General features: G+C 36.7%; 15 protein-coding genes, 1 other RNA gene and 1 pseudogene. 5 read left to right on the top strand and 12 right to left on the bottom strand.

Going from position 1 to position 19,547, the window contains the following annotated elements:
* Nucleotides 1–63: 63 nt before the first annotated feature.
* The gene (locus tag BCR21_RS00465) at nucleotides 64–2,481 is read left to right on the top strand and encodes a hydroxymethylglutaryl-CoA reductase, degradative (protein ID WP_069644565.1); all 2,418 of its coding nucleotides are present in this window, start codon (nucleotides 64–66) and stop codon (nucleotides 2,479–2,481) included.
* Nucleotides 2,482–2,980: 499 nt separating this feature from the next.
* Here BCR21_RS00465 and rplS read toward each other — a convergent pair whose 3' ends face one another.
* The 4 genes from rplS to BCR21_RS00445 form a co-directional block, all read right to left on the bottom strand.
* Nucleotides 2,981–3,328 (bottom strand): 50S ribosomal protein L19, encoded by a 348-nt coding sequence (rplS, locus tag BCR21_RS00460; RefSeq protein ID WP_069644564.1) that lies wholly within the window; start codon nucleotides 3,326–3,328, stop codon nucleotides 2,981–2,983.
* Between the two features lie 144 nt (nucleotides 3,329–3,472).
* Nucleotides 3,473–4,222, bottom strand: coding sequence for a tRNA (guanosine(37)-N1)-methyltransferase TrmD (gene trmD, locus BCR21_RS00455; RefSeq protein ID WP_069644563.1), 750 nt, complete (start codon nucleotides 4,220–4,222; stop codon nucleotides 3,473–3,475).
* A complete protein-coding gene (gene rimM / locus BCR21_RS00450) occupies nucleotides 4,212–4,736 on the bottom strand; it encodes a ribosome maturation factor RimM (protein ID WP_069644562.1) in 525 nt (174 codons plus the stop codon). The genes trmD and rimM overlap by 11 nt, the downstream gene beginning before the upstream one ends.
* Before the next feature lie 118 nt (nucleotides 4,737–4,854).
* On the bottom strand, nucleotides 4,855–6,222 hold the full coding sequence (locus tag BCR21_RS00445) for an Nramp family divalent metal transporter (RefSeq protein WP_069644561.1): 1,368 nt from the start codon (nucleotides 6,220–6,222) through the stop codon (nucleotides 4,855–4,857).
* 499 nt (nucleotides 6,223–6,721) lie between these two features.
* Between BCR21_RS00445 and BCR21_RS00440 the strand changes: the two are divergent.
* A pseudogene (locus tag BCR21_RS00440) lies at nucleotides 6,722–7,111 on the top strand (TVP38/TMEM64 family protein); the annotation flags it as partial.
* A gap of 92 nt (nucleotides 7,112–7,203) precedes the next feature.
* Nucleotides 7,204–9,006, top strand: a complete 1,803-nt coding sequence (locus tag BCR21_RS00435) for a glycerophosphoryl diester phosphodiesterase membrane domain-containing protein (protein WP_069644559.1) — start codon at nucleotides 7,204–7,206, stop codon at nucleotides 9,004–9,006.
* A gap of 57 nt (nucleotides 9,007–9,063) precedes the next feature.
* On the opposite strand, the gene nth is transcribed toward BCR21_RS00435, so the two are convergent.
* From nth to BCR21_RS00400, 7 genes are all read right to left on the bottom strand, one after another.
* Nucleotides 9,064–9,711, bottom strand: a complete 648-nt coding sequence (gene nth / locus BCR21_RS00430) for an endonuclease III (RefSeq protein ID WP_069644558.1) — start codon at nucleotides 9,709–9,711, stop codon at nucleotides 9,064–9,066.
* 11 nt (nucleotides 9,712–9,722) lie between these two features.
* Nucleotides 9,723–10,439: a DnaD domain protein gene (locus BCR21_RS00425; RefSeq protein WP_069644557.1), complete on the bottom strand. Its 717-nt coding sequence runs from the start codon at nucleotides 10,437–10,439 to the stop codon at nucleotides 9,723–9,725.
* Nucleotides 10,440–10,475: 36 nt separating this feature from the next.
* A complete protein-coding gene (locus BCR21_RS00420; protein ID WP_069645522.1) occupies nucleotides 10,476–11,975 on the bottom strand; it encodes a carboxypeptidase M32 in 1,500 nt (499 codons plus the stop codon).
* A gap of 9 nt (nucleotides 11,976–11,984) precedes the next feature.
* Nucleotides 11,985–13,148, bottom strand: a complete 1,164-nt coding sequence (locus tag BCR21_RS00415; RefSeq protein WP_069644556.1) for a THUMP domain-containing class I SAM-dependent RNA methyltransferase — start codon at nucleotides 13,146–13,148, stop codon at nucleotides 11,985–11,987.
* A gap of 130 nt (nucleotides 13,149–13,278) precedes the next feature.
* Nucleotides 13,279–13,693: RNase P RNA component class B (gene rnpB / locus BCR21_RS00410), an RNA gene on the bottom strand.
* 24 nt (nucleotides 13,694–13,717) lie between these two features.
* On the bottom strand, nucleotides 13,718–14,149 hold the full coding sequence (gpsB, locus tag BCR21_RS00405; protein WP_069644555.1) for a cell division regulator GpsB: 432 nt from the start codon (nucleotides 14,147–14,149) through the stop codon (nucleotides 13,718–13,720).
* Between the two features lie 96 nt (nucleotides 14,150–14,245).
* Complete coding sequence (locus tag BCR21_RS00400) at nucleotides 14,246–14,785, bottom strand: SLOG family protein (RefSeq protein ID WP_069644554.1); 540 nt, start codon at nucleotides 14,783–14,785, stop codon at nucleotides 14,246–14,248.
* Nucleotides 14,786–14,846: 61 nt separating this feature from the next.
* Here BCR21_RS00400 and recU point away from each other — a divergent pair, with 61 nt between their 5' ends.
* Nucleotides 14,847–15,488, top strand: a complete 642-nt coding sequence (gene recU / locus BCR21_RS00395) for a Holliday junction resolvase RecU (protein ID WP_069644553.1) — start codon at nucleotides 14,847–14,849, stop codon at nucleotides 15,486–15,488.
* Nucleotides 15,478–17,808: a PBP1A family penicillin-binding protein gene (locus BCR21_RS00390; RefSeq protein ID WP_069644552.1), complete on the top strand. Its 2,331-nt coding sequence runs from the start codon at nucleotides 15,478–15,480 to the stop codon at nucleotides 17,806–17,808. Before recU ends, BCR21_RS00390 begins: the two co-directional genes overlap by 11 nt.
* A gap of 53 nt (nucleotides 17,809–17,861) precedes the next feature.
* Here the strand turns inward: BCR21_RS00390 and BCR21_RS00385 are convergent, their stop codons facing one another.
* Nucleotides 17,862–19,463 (bottom strand): CTP synthase, encoded by a 1,602-nt coding sequence (locus BCR21_RS00385; RefSeq protein ID WP_069645521.1) that lies wholly within the window; start codon nucleotides 19,461–19,463, stop codon nucleotides 17,862–17,864.
* Nucleotides 19,464–19,547 lie beyond the last annotated feature (84 nt).

Genomic DNA, 19,547 nt, shown 5'->3' with positions numbered 1-19,547 from the left:
TTATGATTTATAGAGTATTCTTTTTTCACAAACCATGGTATATTTCATATTGGAGGTGACGTCGTGGAAATCGTAATTATCGACGCCTTGAGAACCCCTATAGGCAAGTATCGAGGACAATTAAAATCATTATCGGCAGTTGAGCTAGGAACGGCTGTTACAAAAGAGTTACTTACAAGAAATACAAAAGCGGCAGAACATATAAAACAAGTAGTTTTCGGAAATGTATTACAAGCAGGAAATGGACAAAATCCTGCACGACAAATTGCAATAAACAGTGGATTAGGCTTTGAAGTCCCCGCTTTTACTGTAAATGAAGTTTGCGGATCAGGCATGAAAGCAATCAGCTTAGCCAAACAAGCCATTCAATTAGGGCAAGCTGACGTTATTATAGCTGGCGGAACAGAAAGTATGACAACTGCTCCTGCCATCACATACAAAGAAGAGGATACTTATTCCAGACCTGCGCCAACTATGATGGTAGACGGTTTAACAGATGCATTTAGCGGTAAAGCGATGGGCTTAACAGCAGAAAATGTTGCTGAACAGTTTAATATTACACGAGAAATGCAGGATACCTTTGCGGCGCATTCACAAATGAAAGCTGCAAAAGCTCAAGCCGAAGGAAAGTTTGTGAAAGAAATCGTTCCTTTATTCATCGATGATACTGTTTTTAAGCACGATGAAGGCGTTAGAAAAGATACAACGGTAGAAAAATTAAGCACACTTAAAACAGTTTTCAAAGAAAACGGCTCTGTCACAGCAGGAAATGCATCAACAATCAACGACGCTGCTTCGGCAATGATACTAGCTTCAAAATCATTCGCAGATAAACATCAGATTCCTTATCTCGCTATTGTAAAAGATGTTACTGAAATCGGGATTGATCCAAGCATAATGGGGATTTCACCAATCAAGGCAATTCAATCTTTATTACAACGTAACGATCTTAATATTGAAGACATTGATTTATTTGAAATCAATGAAGCTTTCGCTGCATCATCTATTGTCGTTCAAAATGAATTGAAGATACCAGAAGAAAAACTCAATATTTGGGGCGGCGGCATTAGTTTAGGCCATCCAATTGGTGCTTCTGGAACTCGAATCGTAGCGACTTTAGCACACCAATTAGAAGACACAAATAGTCAATACGGAGTGGCTTCTCTATGTGTTGGTGGAGGCCTTGGATTGGCCCTGCTTATTGAGCGACCGAAAAAAGAAACAGCAGATAAAAAGTTTTATCAACTGTCAAAAGAGGAACGCTTAACTTTTTTACAAGAAACAGGTACTCTTTCTATGGAGAACAGACAAGAGTTAGAAAAAATATCTCTAGACGAGGATATCGCGAATCATTTAATTGAAAATCAAATCAGTGAAATGGCTTTACCAATGGGAATTGTTCCTGATATTTTAGTAAATAATAAAAGCTACCAAGTTCCTATGGCGACTGAGGAACCTTCTGTAATAGCTGCATGTAGTAATGGCGCCAAAATGATTCGAAGGTCTGGCAGTATTCAAAGTGAATTATCAGAAGGACTTCTACGAGGTCAAATTGTTTTTATGAATGTTACAGATCCCGCGCTAATCGAAGAAAAAATCAACCAGTCTTCAGAAAAAATTTTTGTTCAAGCAGAAAAAAGTTACCCCTCTATTGTGAAACGTGGTGGTGGCTTAAAAAGAATCCAAGTTCGTCACTTTCCAGAGGACAATACCTATTTATCAGTGGATTTACTGGTCGATACTAAAGATGCGATGGGCGCCAATATTCTCAATTCAATTTTAGAAGGTGTCGCTGATTTATTCCGTCAATGGTTTGATGATGAAATTCTGTTTAGTATCTTAAGTAATTACGCAACGGAATCTTTAGTAAAAGCAACATGTTACGTTTCGTTTGCTAGTTTAAGTAAAACAGGTGATTTCGAGTCTGGAAAATTAGTTGCAGAAAAAATTGCTGCAGCTTCTCAACTTGCTCAGATAGACCCCTATCGTGCTACTACACACAATAAAGGCATTATGAATGGGATAGAAGCTGTGGTTTTAGCAACTGGAAATGATACACGTGCAGTTGCAGCAGCAGCTCATGCTTATGCTGCTGTTGGTAGTTATCACGGTTTAAGTCAATGGGAACTTGTCGAAGATGGCTTGAAAGGCATTATTGAATTACCTTTGGCTATCGGAACAGTTGGCGGTGCAATTCGTGTTTTACCCAAAGCTCAGGCTGCTTTAGAAATTTTAAATGTAACCGATGCAAAAGAATTGGCGGAAGTAATTGCAGCTGTTGGTTTAGCACAAAATTTAGCTGCTTTGCGAGCGTTAGTCTCAGAAGGTATTCAACAAGGTCATATGTCATTACAAGCTCGTTCTTTGGCTATGTCGATCGGTGCAAAAGGTGCAGAGATAGAAATCATTGCGGATAAATTAAAATCTGGACTGATGAATCAAGAACAAGCCTTAGCATTTTTATTAGAATTGAGAGAATAGTATTTTGCCTTGATATAGATAATATAATGAAACTGCATGAGTAGTTGCTTGTTCAAAAGCTACTACTTATGCAGTTTTCTATTCACACTTCGTTATCTTTGTAATTGAACTGCCAAGTAAATTTATATAGACAATGTTGTTGATATAATTATTGTGATTAATTCAATATTTTTGCTAATATTCATTTCAAGCTGTTACAATTATTTTCGAGGTGAAAATAGTGATCTTATCAATAATTTTCTTTATATTGGGTATTTTATCATTATTCAAATACAGAACAACAGGAGAAAAACTTTATTTATATATCGCTTTGTCTTACTTTGTTTTCTCACTCATCATCGGATTTATTTTGCACTATCTTTTTGTTTAAGAACTATAAAACTTAACTGGTTTAGCAGATACAAATGAAGAATTGCTGAAATGATGTAATTTCATGTTGTGGCAAAAAAATAAAACCCCTTGATAATCAAGGGGTTTATTGTTAATAAATAACAAGTTTTTAACGACGGATTTCTTTAATACGAGCTGCTTTACCGTGTAATGCACGTAAGTAATAAAGTTTCGCACGACGAACTTTACCATAACGAACTACTTCGATTTGAGCAACACGTGGTGTGTGTAATGGGAATGTACGTTCCACACCAACACCGTTAGAAATTTTACGTACTGTATAAGTTTCGCTGATACCAGCGCCGCGGCGTCCGATAACAACTCCTTCAAATAATTGGATACGTTCGCGTGTTCCTTCGACTACTTTCGCATGTACGCGAACAGTATCTCCAGGACGAAAAGCAGGGATATCCGTACGTAATTGATCTTGTGTTAATTCTTGAATTAATGGATTCATTCTTTTTTCTCCTCATTCCAAACATTCATATGGCCTCTGCCACAGCGGAATATCGTAATAGTTGAGCGCTTTGCACTCACTGAAATAGTTTAACATAGCTCTTCGTTGCTGTAAAGGGATTTTTCTTTAAAGGCATCTTATTTTCTAATGATCTGCTATCTTTTCTTCTTCAATGATTTCAGTAAGGAATTTTTTCATTTCGTCATCAAGTTCAAGAGTTTCCAGCATATCAGGGCGTCTTAAATAAGTTCTACGTAAAGATTCTTTCAACTGCCATTCTGCAATCAATTTATGATTTCCATTTGTCAAAACCTCTGGCACACTCATTCCCTTAAATTCAGCAGGGCGTGTATATTGCGGATGTTCCAACAATCCTGTTGAGTGCGAGTCGGTTTGCGCAGATAGTTTATTCCCTAACACATCAGGAAGTAACCGAACCGTTGCATCGATCATAACCATTGCACCTAATTCTCCACCAGTCAAAACGTAGTCGCCTAATGAAACTTCATCCGTAACTAAAGAACGAATACGCTCATCGTATCCCTCATAATGACCGCAAATAAAAACTAGGTGCTCTTCTTCAGAAAATTCTTCCGCCATTTTTTGGTCAAACCGTTTACCTGCCGGGTCCAGTAAAATCACACGTTTTTTCGTTTCTGGTGATGCTTCTTCAATTCTTCGTAAGTTATCATAAATTGGCTGAACTTTTAATAACATTCCTGCCCCGCCACCATAAGGATAATCATCAACCGACTGATGCTTATTATCAGAATGATCACGGAAATTTGAAACATTGATTTCTAATAAATTTTTTTCTACAGCTTTCCCAATGATCGATTCTCCCATTGGACCTTCAAACATTCTTGGAAAAAGTGTCAATACATCAATTTTCATCGTCAATCAAACCTTCTGGAATTTCTACACGAACGATGCCTTCTTCTAAATCAATCGACTTAACAACCGATTCGATATAGGGAATCAATGCATCTTTTTTCTTGGGTCTTTGAACAACCCAGACATCATTTGCCCCTGGTGAAAGAATTTCTTTGATCTTACCAAGTTCTTCATTGTTTTCGTCGATAACAGTCAACCCAATGATTTCGTGATAATAAAATTCATCTCCTGGTAAATCCTTTAAGCCTTCTTTTGACACTTTCAAAATTCCATCACGGTATTTTTCGACATCGTTGATTGAAAAATGATCTTCAAACGTGACAATATCAAAATTTTTATGTTTTCGATGCGTTTTGATCGTTAATTCGATTGGCGCTTTTTTTTCTTGAAATAATGTCAAAACTGATCCCTTTTTATAGCGTAGTTCTGGAAAATCCGTTTGAGAAATTATTCGCAATTCACCTTTTAAGCCTTGAGTATTGACGATTTTTCCAACATTTAAATATTCAGTCACTTAAAACCCTCATTTCAAAATTTTAGTCTTTTTCATTCTACCATTTCTGTAGAACGAATTCTATTATATATACGTAAAAAGAAAGCCATTCAACTAAGAATCGCTTTCTTTTTCTGTTTTAAGCATTTACCCCTGTTAAAGTTCCATAAATCAAGAATAGGTTCAATGCGGTCAATACAATCGCGATAATCCAAGCTAAAACTTTCACCCACATCGGATTAGCGAATCGACCCATAATTTTTTTATCACTTGTGTACATTGTTAAAGGAATAATTGAAATTGGTAATGCGATACTTAAAAATACTTGGGTGTACAACAACAAATCCTCTACCGCTGATTCTCTTCCACCATAAAGAATCACACAAATAATTACTGGTACAATCGCAATCAAACGTGTCACGACCCGACGCATCCACAGTGGCATTTTCAAATGAATAAACCCTTCCATAACAATTTGTCCTGAAAGTGTTCCAGTGATCGTTGAGTTCTGACCTGAAGCAAGTAACGCTACCGCAAACAGAATACTTAAAACTGGACTTGCAATATTCCCAACGATATCAGGGTTTTTCAATGCGTCAAACAAATCCACAAACTTACCAAGATCACTATTCGTTCCATAAAACAAAGCACCACCCAAAATCAGCAACAAGCAATTAACAATAAAGGCAATAGTCAATTGAATATTGGAATCCCAAATCGTAAAACGAATGGCTTTCGCCTTTTCCTTATCATCATTACGATCGAATTTTCTTGCTTGGGCAATCGATGAATGCAAGTATAAATTATGAGGCATAACCGTTGCCCCAACGATTCCTAATGCTAAAAACAGCATTGATTTGTCAGTCGCAATTCTCGTATCTGGAATAAAACCGCGAAGTACTTCACCAATATTTGGATCCGCTAGTGCTACTTCATACGCAAAAACAAAAAAGATTACTGCAATCAAACAAGCCACGATAGCTTCAATTTTTCTAAAACCCAGTTTCGTTAACAGTAATAACAATAGAACATCAAAAGTTGTAATCAATACACCAATCAATAATGGGAAACCAAACAATAATTGTAACGCAACTGCACCACCGATTACCTCCGCAATATCTGTTGCCATGATTGCAAGTTCAGTAATGATCCATAGAACAAAGCCTGTTTTTTTACTTGTATGTTCTCTAGTCGCCTGAGCCAAATCTCTTCCTGTCACAATCCCTAATTTAGCCGCCATGCTCTGAAGTAACATAGCAATCAAACTTGATAATAAGATAACACTCAGTAAAGCATATTTATATTCTGCACCACCAGCAATCGATGTGATCCAATTTCCTGGGTCCATGTAACCAACTGCTACAAGGGCCCCTGGCCCACTATAAGCCATCAATGTTCGCCAAAAACTAGCATTTTTCGGTACATCAACCGTATTATTGATTTCTTCTAAACTAGGACCATTTGCATATTCCAACAACTTTTCTGCTTCATTTTTCTCTTCTTTCATATTGATCCTTCTTCCAACTATAAATCATCAGGTTTATATTATTATATTTTTAGGTGCACCATAATCCTTAAAACAATTATAATCCTCTCATTGTTTCTTGTAAATAGGAAACACTCGGTTATTTTTTTATTTAGGGCTAAAGTAGGATGTTTTTGGCACAAGTTCTTTGTATAATAATCGTAACAAGTTGGTTCTTACAACTTTGTTCGTGAAATTTCATAAATAACAATGGTAAAATTATGACAAGGCTTTTATACTAGAGGTAGTTATTAATAAGGAGATGAAGGATATGAGCATCGCGCTTTCAAGAAAAATTATTAACATTATTTCAATCGTAGGAATTATCGCAACGATTGCTGTGACGATTTATTTTGTACGATTAGGTGTTTTTAAAGATATTAATGCTTTGAGAGGATTAGTCGGTGACTCTGTTATTTTAGGTCCTATACTATTTATGCTGATTCAGATCATTCAAGTAGTGATTCCAATTATCCCCGGTGGCGTTAGTTGTGCTGCAGGTGTTCTGATATTTGGCCCTTTTGCTGGATTTATCTATAATTATGTAGGGATCGCAATTGGTTCTGTGATTATTTTCATTTTAGGTCGCCAATATGGAAAACCTTTTATTCTAAGTTTAGTTAGTGACAAGACCTACAATAAATATATCGGTTGGTTGGATAATGAAAAACGTTTTGAACGTCTCTTCGCTTTAGCTATTTTTCTACCAATTGCACCAGATGATGCACTTTGTTTAATGGCTGGTTTAACTAAAATGTCCTTAAAGAAATTTACATTGATCATTATCTTAGCAAAACCTGTTTCAATCTTCTTGTATAGTTTAGCCTTGATTTATGGTGGAACATTCTTAAACGGTTTACTAGGCTTTTAGAGCTTAAAAATATATAATGGAAACACGGTTGGGATAGGATGCAACAGTATCCTATCTTCTTTTATTTTAGTTTTGTAGGGGTGGATAAAATAATGAAATACATAAAAAATAGTTTTAAAAATATGGTTGATTTTTTTGCAGGTACTTCGGCATATTTTCGTGATGTCTTATTGATGCATGGTTTTATGCTGTTTGTACTACTCCCTCTTTTGGCCAATTCGACGCGTTTTATCTTAAAACAAGGGAAAATCAACTACCTATCTTATGATACAATTCCAATCATCTTTGCTAAACATCCTGGCGTATTGATCGCATTGATCATTGTATTGTTGGCAATTGTAATTGCGGTCTTCTTTGAATTTACTTTTTTACTTTTGAGCATTTTCTTCATAAAGAAAAAAGAACCGATCTCTCTAACGAATTTGCTTAAAGGAACGATTCTTCAACTTAAAAAAATTCGATTTAGCACGATTCTTTTTTTCCTATTCTATTTTTTCTTAGTGTTACCGCTTAGTGGTCTAGGTTTTAATTCGGATTTATTGTCAAAAATAAAAATTCCAGCATTTATTATGGACTTTATCTTCGCCAATCGTGTAACGATTATTGCTTTAGTCGTTTTGGGTTACTTACTTTTCTTCTACCTTTCTATTCGTTTGATTTTTGCATTGCCTGAAATGATTTTACGAGATGTTCCCTTTCGCCAAGCGATTAAAGAAAGCTGGCGCTCAACCAAAAATCACTTCTTTAGAATCTTAGGCCAATTTATTGTAATCGGTGGGAGTATTCTTTTAGTTTTTGTGATTAGCTATACGGTGATACTAAGCGCCCAAGCGATTATTGAAACGGCGATTCCTAGTTATGCTTTAGTTAGTGCAGTGATTGCTATGACGCTATTACAATTTATTTTACTTCTTAATATTGTTTTTTCTACCGTCGGAATTTTTTATATCACGATCGATTACATGAATGATGAAGGCTTTTTACCTGAGCTACCACAATGGTATTTCGATCAGCCAAAACAACCAAGAAAAGAATGGACCGCTTTTAAAATCGGATTATTTGCTTTTACCGCAGCTATTCTTGGAATTGGTGTCGGTACTTATAATACGAATTATTTAAGTAATCCATCTGTCACAGAACCTCTAACGATTTCTCATAGAGGTGTCGACGCAGCAAATGGTGTCCAAAACACGTTACCTGCTCTGGAAAAAACAAGTTTAGAACATCCTACATACGTAGAGATGGATATACAAGAAACTAAGGACAAGCAATTTGTTGTCATGCACGATTTCAATCTAAAAAAACTTACAGGTGTTAATAAAAGACCAAATCAGCTGACTTTAGATGAATTGACCCAGTTAACTGCTAAAGAAAATGGTATGGAAGCGAAAGTTTGCTCTTTTGATGAGTATCTCGAAAAAGCCAAAAAATTACAGCAAAAATTGCTGATCGAAATCAAAACAACCCCACAAGATAGCCCTGATTTAGTGAAACGATTTACCGAAAAATATCGGAATGTTATCTTATCTGAAAAGCATATTCTTCACACGTTGACCTTTGATACAGCAACACAGTTAAAGGAAGAAGAACCTAAGTTTTACGTTGGCTATATTCTGCCATTTAACATTGTAGGGCCGCCTGTTGCAAATGTCGATTTCTTTACAATGGAATATACAACCTTAAATCGGAATTTTATAAACGCTGCTCATAATGATGGGAAAAAAGTCTATGCTTGGACTGTTAATGATGAAGATACAATGACACGGATGATGTTTTATGGTGTGGATGGTATTGTTACAGATGAATTAAAATTACTGAATGAAACCATCAAAACTGATTTAGATGAGCTTACCTATTCAGATAAACTATTCCATTTCGTTATTGGGATTGGTTAACGTAGCACAAAAAATAGAGTGACGTAAACAATTATCTGTTTTACGTCACTCTATTTTTTATTTTGCGTTCATTCGTGTTTTACCTTCTTGGCACATATACAGAAGTGGACAAATATCACATTTAGGATTTCGTGCTAAACAGTGATATCGACCGAAAAAAATCATTGTATGGTGAGTTTTCACCCATAATTCTTTAGGGATTTTTCTCATCAATGTTTGTTCGACTTCCATTACATTTGCGTCTAATTTACAAATTCGTAAACGTTTTGACACACGCTCAACATGAGTATCCACTGCGATAGCTGGTTCGCCAAAAGCATCCCCCATTACCACATTAGCCGTTTTACGGCCAACACCAGGTAAAGAAACTAACTCTTCACGCGTTTCGGGTACTTTTCCATTAAACTGATCCAGTAATTGTGCAGCACACGCTTTAATATTCTTTGCCTTATTTCGATACAAACCAATCGTTTTAATTTTCTGAATGATATCTTCTATTGGAGCCACGGCAAGTGCCTCAGGTGTTGGATACGCAGCAAATAATGCAGGGGTTGCTTTATTCACAGAAACATCCGTTGCTTGAGCACTTAAAATAACAGCGATCAATAATTGAAAGGGGCTTTTATGGGTAAGTTCACATGCAGCTTCTGGGAACATATCATACATGATTTCTATTGCTTCCATTGTTTTCTCTTTAGAAAGCATTTATCTACCTCCTACTCACTATCTTCTGGATTAAGCCAATTGTGTAAAGTAACCTTAGGAATTGGCTCGTTTTTGTCACCTTGTTGCTCGATTTCTTTTTGGATCAGTGCCTGTTTTCGACGTTTTTGATCTTCCGCTACTTGCTCTTTCGTCGTAATATTTTTACGCTCCCAAGCAAGCAAGATTCGATCGATATACTTTAAACTATAGGCTTGATTTAGCACAGCTTCCCTTAAAGCCAGTCGAATAAGTTCAGGTTGATAGTGATCTGTTTCCAACCACTGACCAATCATCTCCAGCTCGATTGGCGATAATTGGCGACCAAACTCTTTTTCAAAACCTTGATAAAGCTGTTTAATTGTTTCTTCTGACGTCACTTCTTTTTGTTTTTCTGTCTGCTTTTGTTGTAAAAGATCAATTTTTTCAAAAATCGGTAGTAAATCATACGTATCTATCATTTGACCTTGATCATTTTGTTTGGTTTCAATAATCAAAAAGCCACGTGAAACGAGTTGATTCATTAATTTATAAATAACATCGATGGGTTTTCCCATCATTTGACTGATTTCAGCTAAATCTGGAAATAAATCACCTTTTGCTTGGGAACGGAACAACTGTAGCCAAAATAAAAATTCTTCGTCTGTTAAACCAATTTTTTGGTAGTTCTCAATGACTAAATTGGAGACAGTCGTTTCACCGGCTTTCAGGTATTCATTGATTGATAACATAACTGCTCCCTCATTTCTGTTGCTAGATAAAAATTGTTATTCTTTGATTTTGTATACATCATAATAGATTGATTTCATGTAATCAATCAAATATTGTGGATTCAGCGCTTCGCCCGTCGCATCTAAAATCAACTGATTTGGTTTTCTTGATGCACCATACTGGTGGATATGATCTGTTAACCAGTTTTTGATTGAAGAATAATCATCACTAGCTAAAACCGTATCTACAGCAATTTCTTTGCCCATTGCATGACGCAGTTGAGCCGCATACATATAGCCTAAGGCGTAAGATGGGAAATAACCAAAACTACCGCCAGACCAATGAACATCCTGTACGATTCCTTCTAAATCATTCTCAGGTCGAATCCCTAAATATTCTTCGTACTTATCATTCCAAATTTGAGGTAGATCATCGACTGAAACATCCTCATTAAAAATCATTTTTTCAATTTCATAACGAATAATGATATGAAGTGGGTAGGTTAAACTATCTGCTTCAATTCGCACCAAACTCGCTTTTGTTTCTTTCAATGAATCATAAAAAGTATCAAAATCAATATCATCAAAAGTACCTTCTGTGCATTCTTTAAAAAATGGAAATTGTTTTTGCCAAAACTGTTTATTACTACCAATAATAATTTCATTAAATAACGATTGAGACTCGTGAATTCCCATAGAAGCACCAGTCGAAAGCGGCGTGTAATCATATTTTGGATCGATACTTTGCTCGTAGATTCCATGACCTGCTTCATGAATGACACCAAATGTTGCCATTGAAAAATTCGTTTCATCCCAACGCGTTGTGATCCGTGCATCATTTCGATTTAAATCTAGCATAAACGGATGAACCGTATCATCTAAACGACCACGAGAAAAATCATAGCCTAACTGCTCTGCAACACCCGTTACAAAGGTTCTTTGTTGCTCTTTTGTTACACGTCTAGATAAAAAATCAGTGCGAGGGACTGTTCCTTTTTCTGCAATCTCGGCTCTGATTTCCATGATTCCTGTTTTTACTTGAGTAAAAATTTGATCTAATTTTTCAACACTTAACCCAGGTTCATATTGATTCAACAAGACATCATAATTTGTTGCTTCATCTTTTTTCCAATATGGAATAAATTCCTTTAAGAAATCGATGATTGTTTGGATTTCGTTTTTCATTTTAGCGAAATCTTTCGCTTTTCTAGCTTGCAACCATGCTGTATGAGCATTGGTCAATGCAGTATTATACGCCTGCATCCGCTCAGCAGGAATGCTATGATTTAACTCATATTCTTCTTTAATCTTCTTATAAACAGCTAAACCGACTTCTGATAACTCATCCGAGTGCGTGTCAAAGTAAGTTAAAGCTTCTTGAACTTTTGGTCCTACGCTACGCTCAAATGACATTCCTGATAAATAACCGAGAGCTTCGCCTCTAAACTCACTGCTCGCTTCCGGCATTCCAGTTTGGCTATCCCATTCTAGCAAACCCAAAGCTTGGTTTATCAATTCGATTTCTCTGATTTCTTGTAAAAATTCTTGTTCTTTCATAACATTCACCTACTCTTCTCTTGGTTTTCTCGGTGGTCTTTCTCCCCAATATTGGAACAGATCAGTACGTAATGCACCATTGTATAATTTTCTCTTCTTCGTAGCTCTCGCACCATAATATTGTTCAAACGTTAAATCACTCGTTAGAATATATTTGCTCCACGTTTTCAGTGGACGAAAAACTTCGCCCATTTCTTTATATAATTTACGCACGGATTCTTCTTCACCCAAGCGTTCTCCATAAGGCGGATTTGCAACCATTACGCCATATTCTTTTTCTGTTGTAAAGTCACGCAACGCTAATTGTTTGAATGTGATTGAGTCACCTAAACCAATTTCTTCCGCATTTGCTTTAGCTATTTCGATCATTTTTCCGTTGATATCAGAACCCATAATGTCTAATTTGATATCATAATCTGCTTTCTCATCTGCTTCTTTACGAACTTTTTCAAAAACTGCCGAATCAAACCAATCCCACGTTTCACAGACGAATTCACGGTTAAAACCTGGTGCAATATTATGACCGATCAAAGCTGCTTCAATACAAATCGTACCAGATCCACAAACTGGATCATAAAACGGACGGTCTTTACGCCAATTAGTTAACGTTACTAATGCCGCTGCCATATTTTCTTTTAATGGTGCTCCACCTTTTTCAATACGATAGCCACGTTTAAATAAACTTGGTCCGGTCGTGTCGATCGTAATTGTTACATGGTCTTTTAAAAGAGCAACTTCTAATTGGAAAAAAGCACCTGTTTCAGCTAAAGGCACAGTTGCCGGACGATGATAAACTTCTCTTAAGCGATTAACGATCGCTTTTTTAGTGATCGATTGACAGTCTGGTGTGCTGTATAATTTAGATTTGATTGATTTTCCAGCAACTGGAAATTCTGCATCCATCGGTAAATAGTCTTCCCACGGCAATGCTTTAACTTTTTCAAATAACTCATCAAAGCTAAATGCATCAAATTCACCAACGATAATTTTGATACGGTCTGCTGTTCTCAACCATAAGTTAGCCGTAGCGATTGTTTCCATGGTTCCTTCAAACAAAGCCTTCCCATTTTCTACCTCACAAGGAATACCTAAATCACGTAATTCTTTTCCTACTAATGCTTCTAGACCACTCGCTGCCGTTGCAACAAGTTTAAATGTTTTTTCTTTTGTCATTATATCTCCTCTTGTTCTTGTTGTCGTTAAGAGCTGTTCGTTACTCTATCTATACTAAAAAATATTTATCTCTTACTTTAAAAAAAGCCTTCACAACAAAGTTGGAAGGTCATCCTGAATACTTGTAATTTTCTGTAAGCCATGTTCTGTATCGAATGCCTCTCAGGGAAAGACACTCGACGGTCATCATCTATCTGCAGAAATTAATCTGCCTCTTCTACTCGTTCATTTCCTTTAGAAGAGCGCCCCTACCATTGTTTGGGTTGCTCGCTCGAGGGGTTTACCGCGTTCCACCAATTCCGTTTCCAAAATTGCTTCGTCACTGTGGCACTTTCAAGGGTACTTTGACATAGCCGAAACCTTAGTCATTTTTCCTGCCGTTACTCTATAAAGCAATATCAGCTCGTTTAAAAAACAACCGATCTTACTCAACCAAGTACCTTAGCTTATGATTTCGCTAAGCACGAACACTACAGACATCTCAGTCTGTGCGAGCATGGACTTTCCTCAGCCTGAATAAATTCAAACCGCGATCACCCGAAAATTACAAAAATGTTTGATTCAATCAATTAAAATTGACGTGTTTCTGAATTGTCTATTTCACGCTCATACGGATTGTGTAAATTGCTTTCGTATGAATTAGAGTGGCTCATACCTGAGATAGGATTTGAAGCTGGAGTATCATCTAATTTTTTGCCAAAAACTTCACGCTCTAAATTAGATAGACGTTTTAGAATATCAAAGTTTGTAACAGCTGCACTCTTAGGCATTTCTTGCCCGCCGCGTGGAGGCATTGCTTGTTGTACTTTAGAAGCTTGATCAAGCTTAGCTAATAAACGGTTATTTTCTTCTTGTAGTGTTAAAAGCTCTTTGTTATACGCTTCATAATCTTTAATTACGTTATCTAAAAATTCATCAACTTCAACTGGATCATAGCCGCGCATTTTGGTTTTAAATTCTTTTTGTAAAATATCTTTTGGACTGTATACTAAATTTGCCATACTTACACCTCATTATTTTCTTTGATTAGGATAAAAGTTCATAGTTCAACAGCATTATTGTATCGGAAAATCGTCAGAAAATCAAACAGATTCTCACTATTCCATCGAGTTTTGTAAATCATCCATGGTTATCATGCGGATTTCATAAGGATATTTCTCAGAAAAAAGTTCCGCATCTTTTAAGAAATACTCCGTTTTACCGGGGTATTCTTTATCATAGACCAACAAACTAGCACCAGAATGTTCCAATAAAAATCGTGTATGCATTTTTAATTGTGCTGGTGATTTATACGGCTGATGACTCACTGAATCCACATAATCTGCTAAAAGCTCAATTTTTTCTAAATTCCCACGATTTTTTTCATTCCAGTTACTACCAAAATCTTTAAAAGGATAAATAAGTCCTAATTTTAATTCTGGATAATCATTTTTCAATTCGGCTACAACTTCTGCCGCCCAAATCTCTGTTCCAAGATTACCAGAAACCAAAATCCACTCTAATCCAGTGTCTAAATAGCCCATAATTTCCTTTTTTAATATATTTTTAATAACTGTAATTTTAGGGTCATTGTCTTGAAAAGCCCCGATTTCAAAGCTTTTATAACCAGTCACATAAAGTGTTTTTACGTTTTCCATAGACATTCCTTTTCTTTCATAAAGATTTTTTGTTATAATGTTGGCTAGGAGTGTGATAGAAATGGCTTTTCATTATCCTAATGGTACTCCCTATAACAATCATGAAGCACCCAAATCAAAAAAACAAGTAAAAAACCAAAAATCAATTCAATTTGGTAAACGCGGCATGGACTTTGAAGAAGAAATCAATAAAAGCAATGCGTATTATTTAATGCGCAGTACAGCCGTGATTCATAAAAAGCCCACCCCTGTTCAAATTGTGAAGGTTGATTACCCCAGTCGGAGCGCTGCTGTAATTAAGGAAGCTTACTTTAGACAAGCCTCCACAACCGATTATAATGGTGTCTACAATGGATACTATCTGGATTTTGAAGCAAAGGAAACGAAGAATAAAACCTCTTTCCCTTTTAAAAACTTTCATCAACACCAGATCGACCACATCCAACAATGTATGGCTCAAAAAGGGATTTGCTTTGTTCTATTGTGGTTCTCTTCATTGAATAGATGTTTCTTTTTTAGCGGAGAAGAATTAGTAACCTATTGGTCAGAACAAGAAAGCACTGGAAAAAAATCGTTGCCTTTAACTCTTATTGAAAAAAAGGGAATAGAGATCCAAATAGGAATTGCACCTAGAATTCCCTACTTGGATGCAGTTAAGTTACATATTCAATCAAACAAAGGAGTTGCGATTAATGACAACTGATGAAATAGGATCACGTGCTGCAAGACATGGACATACTCCTGCTTCTAACAGCACTGGAAACACACCGTCAAACGACGGGAAAAAACCAAAGAAAAAACGAATCCTTCTAAAAATATTCCTAGGATTAGTCCTACTTGGAATTCTAGGTCTTCTGGCAGGTTTAGGTCTTTTCTGGTCATATGCTAAAGATGCGCCGAAATTAGACGATGAAAAACTAAGTGCAACTGTTTCTTCAAAGCTATATGATGCAAATAATGAAGTTTTTGAAGAATTAGGCGCTGAAAAACGTGAAATGATCAAGCCAACAGATGTACCACAGTTACTTAAAGATGCAGTGGTATCTGTTGAGGACAAACGTTTTTATAAACATAGCGGAGTTGACCCAATACGAATATTAGGTTCTGCCTTTTCCAACTTTAAAACGGGCGGCCTTCAAGGTGGTAGTACGTTAACTCAACAATTAATCAAACTTTCTTACTTCTCTACAACAGAAAAAGATCAAAACCTCAAACGAAAATCACAAGAAGCTTGGCTTGCCATGAAATTAGAAAAAGAAAAATCAAAAGAAGAGATTTTAACGTATTATATCAATAAGGTCTACATGGCTAATGGTTTGTATGGTATGGAAACAGCAGCTCAATCTTATTATGGAAAACCATTGGCTGAGCTAACACTTCCTCAAACTGCTCTTTTGGCTGGAATGCCTCAAGCGCCTAATGATTATGATCCATACGTAAAACCAGATGTAGCTAAAGAACGACGCGATGTTGTTTTATACACAATGAAAGAAAACGATAAAATCACGCAAAAAGAATATGATGATGCCAAAGCAACACCGATCGACGACGGTTTACAACCATTAAAACAGTCAAATGAAAACCGTAAGATCGTTGACAACTATATCAGAGAAGTCATCGCTGAAGTGGAAAGTATGGGTAAAAATCCCTATACAGACGGTTTAGACATTCATACCAACCTTGACATGAATGCGCAAAAACGTCTTTATGACATCATCAATAGTGATACCTATGTACAATATCCTGATCCAGAATTCCAAGTTGCTTCGACCGTGATCGATGTAAAAACAGGTCAAGTCAAAGCTCAAATCGGAGGTCGGAACATTCCTGACGATGTTCAGTTAGGATCTAATTTAGCTATTGAAACAGATCGCGATGTCGGTTCCACGATGAAACCAATCGCAGATTATGGTCCTGCTATTGAAAACTTAAACTATTCAACAGGTCGTATCATGATGGATCGACCTACTACCTATGAAGGAACCAACATTCCTGTTACAAATGCGGATATGCAATATTACGGTGCTTTAACTATGCGTAAAGCTATCATGTATTCTCGTAACACAACAGCGATTCAAACATTTGATGCTGTTGGTAGTGACAAATCAGCCGCTTTCCTTAAAGATTTAGGGATAGAGTTCAAAGAATTTGTTGCAGCAAACGCGATCTCTAGTAATACCAGTGATTTAGGTGGTAACAAATATGGGGTTTCTTCCTTGAAATTAGCAGCTGCTTATGCGGCATTTGCTAATATGGGTGTTTACAATAAGCCATATTATGTTAGCAAAGTAGTCTATCAAGATGGATCTGAAGATGTCACTGAACCCGAAAGCAAACGCGCTATGAAAGATTCAACTGCCTATATGATGACTGATATGCTCAAAGATGTTATCTCTGGCGGTACAGCCTTTAATGCAGGCGTTCCAGGATTGATCCAAGCTGGTAAAACTGGAACAGCCAACTATACAGAAGACGACCTTGCTAAAATAGGTGCCTCTGAATCGTCTAGTATTGCGCCAGACAGCACATTCGTCGGTTATACACCTCATTATGCAGTTTCAGTTTGGACAGGCTATAAACAGCGTTTAACTCCTATTCCTTACGAATACTGGGGAATTGCTTCTGATGTTTACCGAGAAATGATGACTTATTTATCTGAAGGTGTCTCTAATGACGATTGGGTCATGCCTGATACTGTAATACGCTCTGGTAGTGAATTGTATGTTAAAGGTGCTTATGAAGAACAATTATTGCCTTCAAACTCCGGTAATGAAAGTTCTTCATCGTGGGAAAGTCCTGTAAGTTCTGAATCTGGAACAACAAGCAGTTCTAGTGTCCCTTCACAAACTGAGCCATCATCAACTCAATCTAATGAAGTCCCGGCTTCTTCTACTCAGCAAACAGAACCTCCAGTATCAACCGCGCCGACCGAGGTCTTGCCAAGTAGTGAGCCGCCACAAGAATCGACTACACCGCCTGTTATACAAAATAATGCAGCCAGAAGACGATCATCTCCTGGTTGATATAAAGACAAAAAAGGTACGATATCTCACTTGCAGATATCGTACCTTTTAGTTTATTGATTACTTAAAGCAGCTTCAACAAATCCTTTAATCAAATGCTGAGGTCTGTTTGGTCTAGAAATCAATTCTGGATGGAATTGACAAGCAACAAAGAATTTCTTCTCTGGCAACTCAACAATTTCAACTAAGCGATTATCTGGTGAAACACCAGAAAAGACCAAGCCGTTTTCTTCAAATAATTCACGGTATTTATTATTGAACTCATAGCGATGACGATGACGTTCTTGAACAACTTCTTGTCCTTCGTAAGCTTTAGCAGTAACGCTGCCTTTTTTTAGTTTACATGGATACAAACCTAAACGTAACGTTCCTCCAAGATTTTCAACATTTTCTTGATCCGCCATCAAATCAATAATGTTGTTAAGAATATCTGGATTATTTTCAGCAGAACCTGCATCTTCTAATTTTACAACATTACGAGCAAACTCGACACAGGCCATTTGCATGCCTAGACAAATACCTAAAAATGGCACATCGTTTTCACGGGCAAAACGAATTGCTTCGATCTTCCCTTCTACTCCACGATCTCCAAATCCGCCTGGTACAAGGATTCCATCTGCATCTTTTAAAATATCTGCAACGTTTTCTTCAGTTAATTCTTGTGAATCAATCCAATCGATCGCAATATCAGAATCAAAAGCAAAACCAGCGTGTTTCAATGCTTCGACTACTGAAAGATAAGCATCCGGAAGTTCAACATATTTACCAACTAAGGCAATTCTAGTTGTTTTCTTCAAGCCTAATACTTTTTCTTCCAATGCACGCCATTCTGTCATATCAGCAACTGGTGCCTCTATTTTTAAGTGATCACAGACGATTTGGTCCATGTTTTGTGCCTGTAGAGCCAATGGAATAGAATACAGTGTTTCTACATCACGTGACTCAATAACAGCTTCTGGTGCTACATCACAAAATTGAGCTAATTTATTTTTTGTTCCTTGAGAAACTGGTAATTCTGTACGAACCACTAAAATGTTTGGTTGAATCCCTAAACTGCGTAATTCTTTTACACTATGTTGTGTTGGTTTAGTTTTCATTTCGCCAGCCGCTTTTAAGTAAGGGATTAGTGTTGTATGAATGTACATTACGTTGTCACTACCCACATCTGCTTTCATCTGACGCAACGCTTCTAAAAATGGTAGTGATTCGATATCTCCAACGGTCCCGCCAACTTCTGTAATAATGATATCAGCATCCGTCATGGTAGCTGCACGCATGATTTTGTCTTTGATTTCATTTGTAATATGAGGAATGACCTGTACTGTCGCACCTAAATATTCACCTTTACGCTCTTTTCTCAATACTTCTGAATAAATCTTCCCTGTTGTTACGTTTGAATATTTATTTAAGTTGATATCAATAAAACGTTCATAGTGACCAAGATCCAAGTCTGTTTCGGCACCATCATCTGTGACAAAAACTTCTCCATGTTGGTAAGGACTCATTGTTCCTGGATCCACATTGATATATGGATCAAATTTTTGAATCGTTACTTTCAAGCCGCGATTTTTTAATAAACGTCCTAAAGATGCTGCAACAATTCCCTTCCCAATAGAAGAAACTACGCCGCCTGTAACAAAGATATATTTTGTCATAATATAAAAAAACCCTTTCTCAAAATAGATTTGTAGAGATGAGTGAACAACGAAGAACTTGTTTTTATCAGCCATAAAAAACAA

The organism is Enterococcus ureasiticus, assembly GCF_001730285.1.
Classification (GTDB): Bacteria; Bacillota; Bacilli; order Lactobacillales; family Enterococcaceae; genus Enterococcus_L; species Enterococcus_L ureasiticus.
Note: the sequence above shows the minus strand (reverse complement) of the source record. Positions and strands in the feature narration are given on the sequence as shown.